This window comes from Saccharopolyspora gloriosae, from assembly GCF_014203325.1.
Lineage (GTDB): Bacteria > Actinomycetota > Actinomycetes > Mycobacteriales > Pseudonocardiaceae > Saccharopolyspora_C > Saccharopolyspora_C gloriosae.
Genome location: NZ_JACHIV010000001.1, coordinates 6,817,243 through 6,825,909, shown reverse-complemented (window position 1 = coordinate 6,825,909; position 8,667 = coordinate 6,817,243). Strand labels below are relative to the sequence as shown.

Below are 8,667 nucleotides of genomic sequence, written 5' to 3'. Positions count from 1 at the left end.
TCGACCTCGGGTTCGGGGCGACCCCGGTGACCACCGTCGAACTCGCGGCCCGGCTGCGCCCGGTGCGCCCGGACGCGCGGGTGTTCGGCCTCGAGATCGACCCGGATCGGGTGACCGCGGGCAAGGCCGTCGCCGACCCGCCCGCGCTGGAGTTCCGCCGCGGTGGCTTCGAACTCGCCGGGCTGGCCGCGGGCATCGGCGGCCAGGACGGCCCGGCGCTGGTGCGGGCGCTCAACGTGCTGCGCCAGTACACCGAGCCGGAGGCGTGGAAGGCCTGGGACGAGCTGCGCGGGCGCCTCGCCCCGGACGGGCTGCTGGTCGAGGGCACCTGCGACGAGATCGGGCGACGCTGCTGCTGGGTCGCGCTGGACCGGTCGGGACCGCGGACGCTGACGCTGGCCTGCCTGCCCGGGGACCTGGAGCGGCCCTCGGACCTGGCGGAGCGGCTGCCGAAGACGCTGATCCACCGCAACGTGCCGGGGGAGAAGGTGCACGCGCTGTTCACCGACCTCGACGCCTGCTGGGCGAGGGCGGCGCCGCGCGCCCCGTTCGGACCGCGAGCGCGCTGGGCGGAGTCGGTGCGGCTGCTCGCCGCGCTCGGCTGGCCGGTGCGGGACCGGCCGCGGCGGTGGCGGCTGGGCGAGCTCACTGTGGATTGGGCCTCGGTCGCGCCCCTGCCCGGCGACGGTTCCTGAGCGACCGCACCGCCCCGGACCGGACGTCGCGCTGCCCGGCGGCGGTCACCGCGCGTCGCCGTCGCCGCTCGGCGGGCGACCACCGGAGGGGTCCGACACGCCACGACCGGTCAGGGCGGCTTCGCTGAACGCGCAGCTGGGGCAGTGCGATACTCCGCAACCGTGCCCTCTCGATTCGTCATCACCCTCGGTTGCCCGGACCGCACCGGGATCGTGGCGCGCATCGCCTCGTTCCTCGCCGAATGGGGCGGTTGGATCGTGGAAGCCGGGTACCACACCGATCCGGAGACCGGCTGGTTCTTCACCCGCCAAGAGGTGCGCGCCGACTCGTTGCCGTTCGGCGTCGCGGAGCTCCGGGAGCGCTTCGCCCGCGTCGCCGACGAGCTGGGCAGCACGAACTGGCGGGTGAGCGACACCTCCGAGCGGCGCCGGGTCGTGCTGCTGGTCTCCAAGGAAGGGCACTGCCTGCACGACCTGCTCGGGCGCGTCGCGTCCGGGGAGCTCGACGTGGACCTGCGGGCCGTCATCGGGAACCATCCGAGGTTGCGCGCGATCACCGAGGCGCACGGGGTGCCGTTCCACCACGTGCCGTTCCCCTCCGGAACCGACCAGGACGCCGAGGACGGCGCGTTCCACGAGGTCCGGGCGCTGGTCGAGGGCCACGACCCGCACGCGATCGTGCTGGCCCGGTTCATGCGGATCGTGCCGCCCGAGGTGTGCGAGGAGTGGGCGGGCCGGGCGCTGAACATCCACCACAGCTTCCTGCCCTCGTTCGCGGGCGCCCGCCCGTACCACCAGGCGTACGCGCGCGGTGTGAAGCTCGTCGGGGCGACCTGCCACTACGTCACCCCGGAGCTGGACGCGGGGCCGATCATCGAGCAGGACGTGACGCGGGTCGATCACACCGACGCGGCCACCGACATGGTCCGCAAGGGTCGCGACATCGAGAAGATCGTGCTGGCCCGCGGGCTGCGCGCGCACCTGGAGGACCGCGTCCTCGTGCACGACAAGCGCACGGTCGTGTTCTGAGCCCCGCGCCGGTCAGTCCGCCGGGATCTCCCGGCCCAAGCCGTCCAGGACCTCCGCCGCGGGCAGCGCGGACAGCAACGCACCCGAGACGATGATCTTGGATCGGCGCAGGCCGCTTCCGACGACCAGGGCAGGAGCGGACGCCACGGCCTGATCCACCAGGACCGGCCACTGCGCGGGCAGCCCGAACGGCGTGATCCCGCCGAACTCCATCGACGTCAGCCGCACGGCCTCGTCCATCGCCGCGAACGACGCCTTGCGCACGTCGAGGCGGCGCTTGACCACGCCGTTGACGTCGGCGCGCGCCGTCGCGAGCACCAGGCACGCCGCGTACCGGACCTCCCCGCCGCGCTTGCCCGCGACGATCACGCAGTTCGCCGACAGCTCGGGCGGCGATCCGTACCGCGCGCAGAACGCCGCGGTGTCGGCGAACTCCGGGTCGATCTCGGCGACCCCGACCAGCGACGCCTCCACCGGCGGGAACGCGGTCACCGCGTCGCGCACGGGATCGGCGAGCAGCTCGGGACGGTCCGGCGCGGGGGCCACCGCGAGCGTTCCCGCGGCGAGCGACCAATCAGCCATGCACCGACGATACGAGCGCGGGCGGCTACCGCCTCAGCTGCCCAGGAAGTCGCCCAGCAGCGCCCGCAGTTCGCGCCGGTGCGTGAACATCGGAGCCACCGACGGCAGCACTTCCAGCCGGGCTCCGGGGATCGCTGCGGCGGTCCGCCGCGCGGCGGACACCGGGTGCAGCGGATCGTCGGTACCGGTCACGACCAGCACGTCCGCCCGCACCGAGCTCAACGCGGCGGCGTCGTCGAGGACCGGCCGGTCCGCCAAGGCGTGCAGCGCCGGGCCGAGCCTGCGCAGCGCGGCCACCCGGAGGTCGAGGTGTTCGCCCAGGTCCACGCCGGGAGGGAACTCACCGGCCACCCGCTCGCGCAGCGCGGCACCGCCGTCGGACTCCGCCGCGTCGACCGCCTCGGCCAGCCGCTCCAGCGCCCACGCCGAGGACACCTCGCGCGCTCCGTCCACCACGGCGGGCAGCAGCAGCGCGAGCCGTTCGAACCGGTCCGGGAGGGTCGCGACCGCCCTCGTCAGCGCACCCGTTCCCAACGAGACGCCGACCGCGCGAGTGGCGCCGGTGGCATCCGCCGCGGCCAGCACGTCCGCGGCCAGCACGCCGTGATCCCAATACCCCGCAGGCGGGTCGGCCGCCTCGCCGTGGCCCGCGAAGGTGAGCACGACGCGCGTGCCCGGCAACCCCGAGGCGGGGATGCGTGCCTCACCCGGCGTCGCGCCCAGGCCGTGCGCCACCAGCGTGATCGGCTCGCCCCTGCCGTAGGAACGCCACCGGGCACCGGAAGGAAGCGCGCCGGCAGCGGGCGCCACCGAGCCCTCGGCTACCAGGAGCTGCCCCGCTGCACGTCGGTGACCTTCGGGCGCACGTCGAGCAGGTAGACCAGGACGCCCACCAGCCCCGCCAACCAGATGATCGTGATCGGCCCGCTGGTGAACACCGCCAGCATCACCAGCCCGGCGCCGGTGATGCCCAGCCACGCGGGCTTGGACAGTTTGCCGACCGCGGTGAACGCGTCGGCCCGCTGCAGCAGCGCGTGCACGAAGGCGTACAGCCCGAGCGGCAGACCGGCCAGCCAGATGACCTTCAGAATCCAGAACTGCAGCAGCAACTCCGGCGGACCGCTGAATGACAACTCCACCACTCCACCCTACGTGTGAGCGGGACCCCGGAGTAGCCGTCCCGGGGGTCCCGCTCGGTCGTACCGCGCCCGAACCCGCCGCTGCTCGCGGCCGAGTCCGCGGACGCGGCTCAGTTCTCGGACTTGCCGGTCGCCTTCTTCGCGGTGCCGGTCTTCGCTGCGCCGGTGGTCTTCGGCGCGGTCTTCGCCGCAGCGGTGCGGTTGGCGGCCTTGCGGCTGGTGCTGCGGGTCGCGGTCGCCGCGTCCGAACCGGTCTCCTCGACCGCGTCCGCCACGTCGGCCGCCGTCTCGCGGACCTTCTCGGCCGCGACGGTCGTGGTCTTCTCCGTGGTCTCCGCGGCCTTCTCACCCCAGGAGCGGGTGGTCCGGGTGACCTTGCCCAGCACGTCGTCGGCGATGACCCGCGCGTCCCCGACGGCGGTGTCCACCCGGCCCTGCACCTGCTCCAGCTGGCTCCACGCCTGCTTGACCTGGGGCTGGGCCTGGATGCGCTCGAAGGTCGTCTCACCCCGGTCGGCGAGGTAGCCGTAGAGCTGCACGGCGGACTGCGTGTAGGCGTCGACGCGCTTGCGCAGCTCCGCCGGGTCGAAGCGCTCCTTGAGGTCGTGGGGCAGCTCGTTGACCCCGGTGCGCGCCGACTCCGCACCCTCGTTCAACCGGCCGCGGAGCTTGCTGAGCGTGTCGGCGATGGTCTGCGCGGCGAGGTCACCGGCGCCGAGCGCGGCGAGCAGCGGGGTGCGCGCCTGCTCGGCGGCTTCGCCGAGCGCGGGACCGGACTGCGCCTGACCGGGGGTCTTCGTGCTGTTCTCGTTCGTCGGCATGATGCTCACTCCTCATCGGGGGAATCGGTGCGGTGCTGGTCCGGCCCGTCGGCGAGGCCGTCGTGTTCGCGCCGGAACGAGGCGTAGATGTCGAGCAGGACCTGCTTCTGCCGCTCGCCCAGATCGGGGTCGGCGATGATGGCGTCCACCACCGGGCCGCCCTCGCGCTGCTCCAGGATCCCGGCCTGCACGTAGAGCGCCTCCGCGGAGATGCGCAGCGCCTTGGCGATCTGCTGGAGGATCTCCGCGCTCGGCTTGCGCAGGCCGCGCTCGATCTGGCTGAGGTAGGGGTTGGACACCCCCGCGCTCTTGGCGAGCTCGCGAAGCGAGATCTGGGCGTTGCTGCGTTGCGCCCGGATGTAACCGCCGAGGTCGCTGACCGCTTGGTTCACGGCCTTGTTGACGGTCTTGTCCACCCGCTCCATCGCCCTTGCTCCTTCCGGCTGCGTTCCACGGTAGCCACGAGTGCTAACTATTGCAAGCAGTCAGCTTGCACCTTCCGAGTGAGACGGCAGGCACTCCGCACAAGGCCGCCACCAGCACCGACACCGCTACCGGCGGATCACTGCTGCGCGCACACGCAGAACGGATGACCGTCGGGATCGGCGTAGACGCGCCAGTTCACCCCCTGCCGATCCGGTGGCTGCGGCAGCAGCCGCGCCCCGGCACCCACAGCGCGCTCGTGCCCCTCCTCCAAGGTCGCCACCCGCACGTCGACGTGCATCATCTGCGGCCGCGTCCGGTCCGGCCAGGTCGGCGGAACGAAGTGCGGATCGAGCTGGAAGGCCAGCGGCGGACCGCCCGCCGGGTCGGCCAGCTCCACCCAGTCGGGCTCCGCCTCGGCCTCGTCGATCTCCCAGCCCAGCAAGCGCCCGTAGAACTCGGCGAGCGCACGCGGATCGGGGGTGTCGATCGCGAACGCCGCGATCGACAACGGTGCTGCGGTACTCATGGCGAGTCCTCTCCATCGGGAACGGATTCAGCGAGGCGCGAGAACGAGATCGGGCGCCGCGGGCCGAACGGCCGGAGCCGCCCTGCTCAGCGCCTTGCCGCCGCCCCCGCACCGTCACTGCGACGAGCCACATCGTGACATAACCATCGTCTGATATACAGGGGTTAGTAACCGTCTTGCGAAGTACACGAGTTATCACCGCACGCTGCAACCGGCTAATCGCCTACGATGGTGTTCGTGAACAGCAGAGCCGTCGCTGACCGAGTCCCTGCGAACCACGCCGCGGACCAGGACGCCGAGCGCGACGTCGAGCTGGTGCTGGCCTTCCTCAACACCTGCGACGCCGAAGCCGACACGGACGTCCTGGACTCCGCCGACCAGTGGCGGGAGTGGTCCACCGGACGCGGTCTGGGAGTAGCGGGCGAACGCGGCGCGGCGCGGCGCATCCGCGACGCCATGCGCGGCGCCGTGTCCTACGACCCGTCCGCACCCGCACCCGTCGACACGATCACCTGGCCGGTGCCCGTGGTCCTGCACGACGGCGTGCCGGTGCTCGGCGGGCACGACGCGCTCGGCACCGTGCTGGCCGCGTCCGTGCACCTGGTGCACACCGGCCACTGGAACCGGATCAAGATCTGCCCGGCGGACGACTGCCTGTGGGCGTTCTACGACCGCTCGCGCAACAAGTCCCGCACGTGGTGCTCGATGCGGGTCTGCGGGAACCGGGAGAAGGCCCGCTCCTGGCGCGAACGGCACGCCACCGAGAGCTGATCACAGCAGCAGCTGGGACACCGTGTAGATCACCAGCCCGGCCAGGGCGCCCACGACGGTGCCGTTGATGCGGATGAACTGCAGGTCCCGGCCCACCTGGAGCTCGATCTTGCGGGAGGTCTCCTCCGCGTCCCAGCGCTCCACGGTGTCCGTGATCAGGGTGGTGATCTCGGTGCGGTAGTGCGACACCACGTAGACGGCCGCGCCCTCCACCCAGCCGTCCACCTTGCCGCGCAGCTCCGGCTCCGTCGCCAGCCTGCGCCCGAAACCGCGCAGGCCGTCGCGCACCCGCAGCCGCAGCTCGCTGGACGGGTCCTCCGCGGCGTCCAGCAGCATCCTCTTGGCTGTGCTCCAGGCCGAGCCGACGAGGTTCTGCACCTCCGGGTGCTCGATCACCTGCTGCTTGATCTGCTCGGCGCGCTCCATGGTCTTCGGGTCGTGCTGCAGGTCGTGGGCGAAGTCGACCAGGAACCGGTCCACGGCCTTGCGCATCTGGTGGTCCGGGTCGGTCTTCACCGCCCACGCGAACGACAGCACCTCCGCGTAGATCTTGTCGGCGACCATGCCGTCGAAGAACCGCGGCGACCAGGACGGGGCGCGCTGGCTCACCACGCGCAGCACGGTGTCGTGGTTGTCCCGCGCCCAGTCGTAGGCCCGATCGCAGATGAGGTCGACCAGCTTGTGGTGGGTGCCGTCGGCGAACACCTGCGACAGGATCCGCCCCAGCGGCGGTCCCCACTGCTGGTCCAGGACCTTGCGCAGCACCGACTGCTCCAGCACGGCCTGCACGTCGTCGTCGCGCAGCACCTGCACGGCGCCGCGCACCGCGGTGGCCAGCTCCGAGGTGACCCGCTCGGCGTGGGCCTCGTCGTCGAGCCAGGTGCCGACGCGGGCGCCGATCTCGGCGCGGCCCAGCTTGTCCCGCACCACCGGCTCGGCCAGGAAGTTCTCCCCGACGAAGGCGCCGAGGTTGCGGCCCAGCGCGTCCTTGCGGGTCGGGATGATCGCGGTGTGCGGGATCGGCAGCCCCAGCGGGCGCCGGAACAGCGCCGTCACCGCGAACCAGTCCGCCAGCGCACCGACCATGCCCGCTTCGGCCGCGGCCCGGACGTAGCCGACCCACGCGGCGGCACCGGCGTTCTCCTGCCAGCGGGCGATCACGTAGATCACCGTGGCCGCGAGCAGCAGCCCGCCCGCGACGGCCTTCATCCGTCGCAGCGCCCGCCGCTTGAGCTCGTCCGAATCGGGTACCGCTGTCTGTGCCACTCCACGATTGTTGCAGCAGCGGACGGGGACACCGGTGGGATCGTGCCGGAAACGTCCCCCGGTGACCGTTCGTCGCCTCCCGCGCACGGTGCGCCGCCGCTCGCGCCGAACCGAACAAGATCGAAAAATGCCGGTAGGGTTCCAGCCGTGCGTACTCCCGCCCTCACCTCCCGGTTGCGCCCGTTCACGTCGACGATCTTCGCCGAGATCACCGAGCTGGCCCGCAAGACGGGAGCGGTCAACCTCGGCCAAGGTTTCCCCGACACCGACGGTCCCGCGGGCATGCTCCGAGCCGCGCAGCAGGCGATCGCCGACGGGGTCAACCAGTACCCGCCCGGCGCGGGCGAACCGGATCTGCGGGCCGCGATCTCCGAGCACCGGCAGGCGCACTACGGCATCGAGTACGACCCGGACGGCGAGATCCTGGTGACCGTCGGCGCCACCGAGGCCATCACCGCCTCGATGCTGGCGCTGCTGGAACCGGGTGACGAGGTCGTGCTCATCGAGCCCTACTACGACTCGTACCCGGTGGCCGTCGCCATGGCGGGCGGGGTGCGCCGCACCGTCGGGCTCCGGCAAGGACCCGATCACCGGTTCGAGCTGGACCTGGACGCCCTGCGCGCCGCCGCGGGTCCGCGGACCCGCGCGCTGGTGCTGAACTCGCCGCACAACCCGACCGGCACGGTGCTCACCGACGCCGAGCTCCACGCGATCGCCGAGGTCTGCCGCGAGCACGACCTGATCGCCATCACCGACGAGGTCTACGAGCACCTGCTCTTCGACGGACGGGCGCACACCCCGCTGGCCACGCTGCCGGGCATGGCCGAGCGCACCGTGACGATCTCCAGCGTCGGCAAGAGCTTCAGCGCCACCGGGTGGAAGATCGGCTGGGCGTGCGGGCCCGCGGAGCTCATCGGTGCGATCCGCGCCGCGAAGCAGTTCCTCACCTTCGTCGGCGGCGCCCCGTTCCAGCCCGCCGTGGCGCACGCGCTGCGCAACGAACTGGACTGGGTCCGGGGCCTGCGCGACGACCTGCAACGCAAGCGGGACCGGCTGTCCAAGGGCCTCACCGAGGCCGGCCTGGACGTGCTGGCCTCCGAAGGCACCTACTTCATCTGCGCGGACGTCCGGCCGCTCGGGTTCACCGACGGCGCCGAGCTGTGCCGGGCGCTGCCGGAGCGGGTCGGCGTCGCGGCGATCCCCGTGCAGGTGTTCTGCGACGATCCGGAACCGGTGCGGCACCTGGTGCGCTTCGCGTTCTGCAAGCAGGACGAAGTGCTCGACGAAGCGATCCGCCGCTTGCACGGCCTCGCCTGACTCCCTCTCTGCTGACCTGGTGTGCGGGTCTCTGATCTTGTCCTTCCAGGTGAACGGCTTCGTGTCAGCGGCAACGCCACGGGCTTCCGGGTTAG

The 8,667-nt window shown here is 72.2% G+C and carries 11 protein-coding genes; 4 read left to right on the top strand and 7 right to left on the bottom strand.

The genetic code is table 11. The features are described from left to right. Together BJ969_RS29770 and purU are read left to right on the top strand one after the other, a co-directional pair. Positions 1–695, top strand: a 695-nt coding sequence (locus tag BJ969_RS29770) for a class I SAM-dependent methyltransferase (RefSeq protein WP_184484546.1), incomplete at its 5' end; no start/stop codon positions are given. A gap of 162 nt (positions 696–857) precedes the next feature. Continuing rightward, positions 858–1,724: a formyltetrahydrofolate deformylase gene (gene purU, locus BJ969_RS29765; RefSeq protein ID WP_184484543.1), complete on the top strand. Its 867-nt coding sequence runs from the start codon at positions 858–860 to the stop codon at positions 1,722–1,724. A gap of 12 nt (positions 1,725–1,736) precedes the next feature. Here purU and BJ969_RS29760 read toward each other — a convergent pair whose 3' ends face one another. The 6 genes from BJ969_RS29760 to BJ969_RS29735 form a co-directional block, all read right to left on the bottom strand. Beyond that, positions 1,737–2,306, bottom strand: a complete 570-nt coding sequence (locus BJ969_RS29760) for a YbaK/EbsC family protein (RefSeq protein ID WP_184484541.1) — start codon at positions 2,304–2,306, stop codon at positions 1,737–1,739. Positions 2,307–2,339: 33 nt separating this feature from the next. After that, entirely contained in the window at positions 2,340–3,116 is a 777-nt protein-coding gene (locus tag BJ969_RS29755) for an alpha/beta fold hydrolase family protein (RefSeq protein WP_184484539.1), read from the bottom strand. Between the two features lie 11 nt (positions 3,117–3,127). Beyond that, positions 3,128–3,445, bottom strand: coding sequence for a DUF2516 family protein (locus BJ969_RS29750; RefSeq protein WP_416309375.1), 318 nt, complete (start codon positions 3,443–3,445; stop codon positions 3,128–3,130). 110 nt (positions 3,446–3,555) lie between these two features. Then, the gene (locus BJ969_RS29745) at positions 3,556–4,266 is read right to left on the bottom strand and encodes a hypothetical protein (protein WP_184484537.1); all 711 of its coding nucleotides are present in this window, start codon (positions 4,264–4,266) and stop codon (positions 3,556–3,558) included. Positions 4,267–4,271: 5 nt separating this feature from the next. After that, a complete protein-coding gene (locus BJ969_RS29740; protein ID WP_184484535.1) occupies positions 4,272–4,691 on the bottom strand; it encodes a helix-turn-helix domain-containing protein in 420 nt (139 codons plus the stop codon). Between the two features lie 137 nt (positions 4,692–4,828). Further along, positions 4,829–5,218, bottom strand: coding sequence for a VOC family protein (locus BJ969_RS29735; protein WP_184484533.1), 390 nt, complete (start codon positions 5,216–5,218; stop codon positions 4,829–4,831). A 228-nt stretch (positions 5,219–5,446) separates the two neighbouring features. Here BJ969_RS29735 and BJ969_RS29730 point away from each other — a divergent pair, with 228 nt between their 5' ends. Continuing rightward, positions 5,447–5,989: a CGNR zinc finger domain-containing protein gene (locus BJ969_RS29730; protein ID WP_184484531.1), complete on the top strand. Its 543-nt coding sequence runs from the start codon at positions 5,447–5,449 to the stop codon at positions 5,987–5,989. On the opposite strand, the gene BJ969_RS29725 is transcribed toward BJ969_RS29730, so the two are convergent. Then, complete coding sequence (locus BJ969_RS29725) at positions 5,990–7,198, bottom strand: DUF445 domain-containing protein (RefSeq protein ID WP_184486122.1); 1,209 nt, start codon at positions 7,196–7,198, stop codon at positions 5,990–5,992. A gap of 204 nt (positions 7,199–7,402) precedes the next feature. On the opposite strand from BJ969_RS29725, the gene BJ969_RS29720 reads away from it, so the two are divergent. Beyond that, positions 7,403–8,572 (top strand): pyridoxal phosphate-dependent aminotransferase, encoded by a 1,170-nt coding sequence (locus BJ969_RS29720; protein WP_184484529.1) that lies wholly within the window; start codon positions 7,403–7,405, stop codon positions 8,570–8,572. The last annotated feature ends 95 nt before the right edge of the window (positions 8,573–8,667 follow it).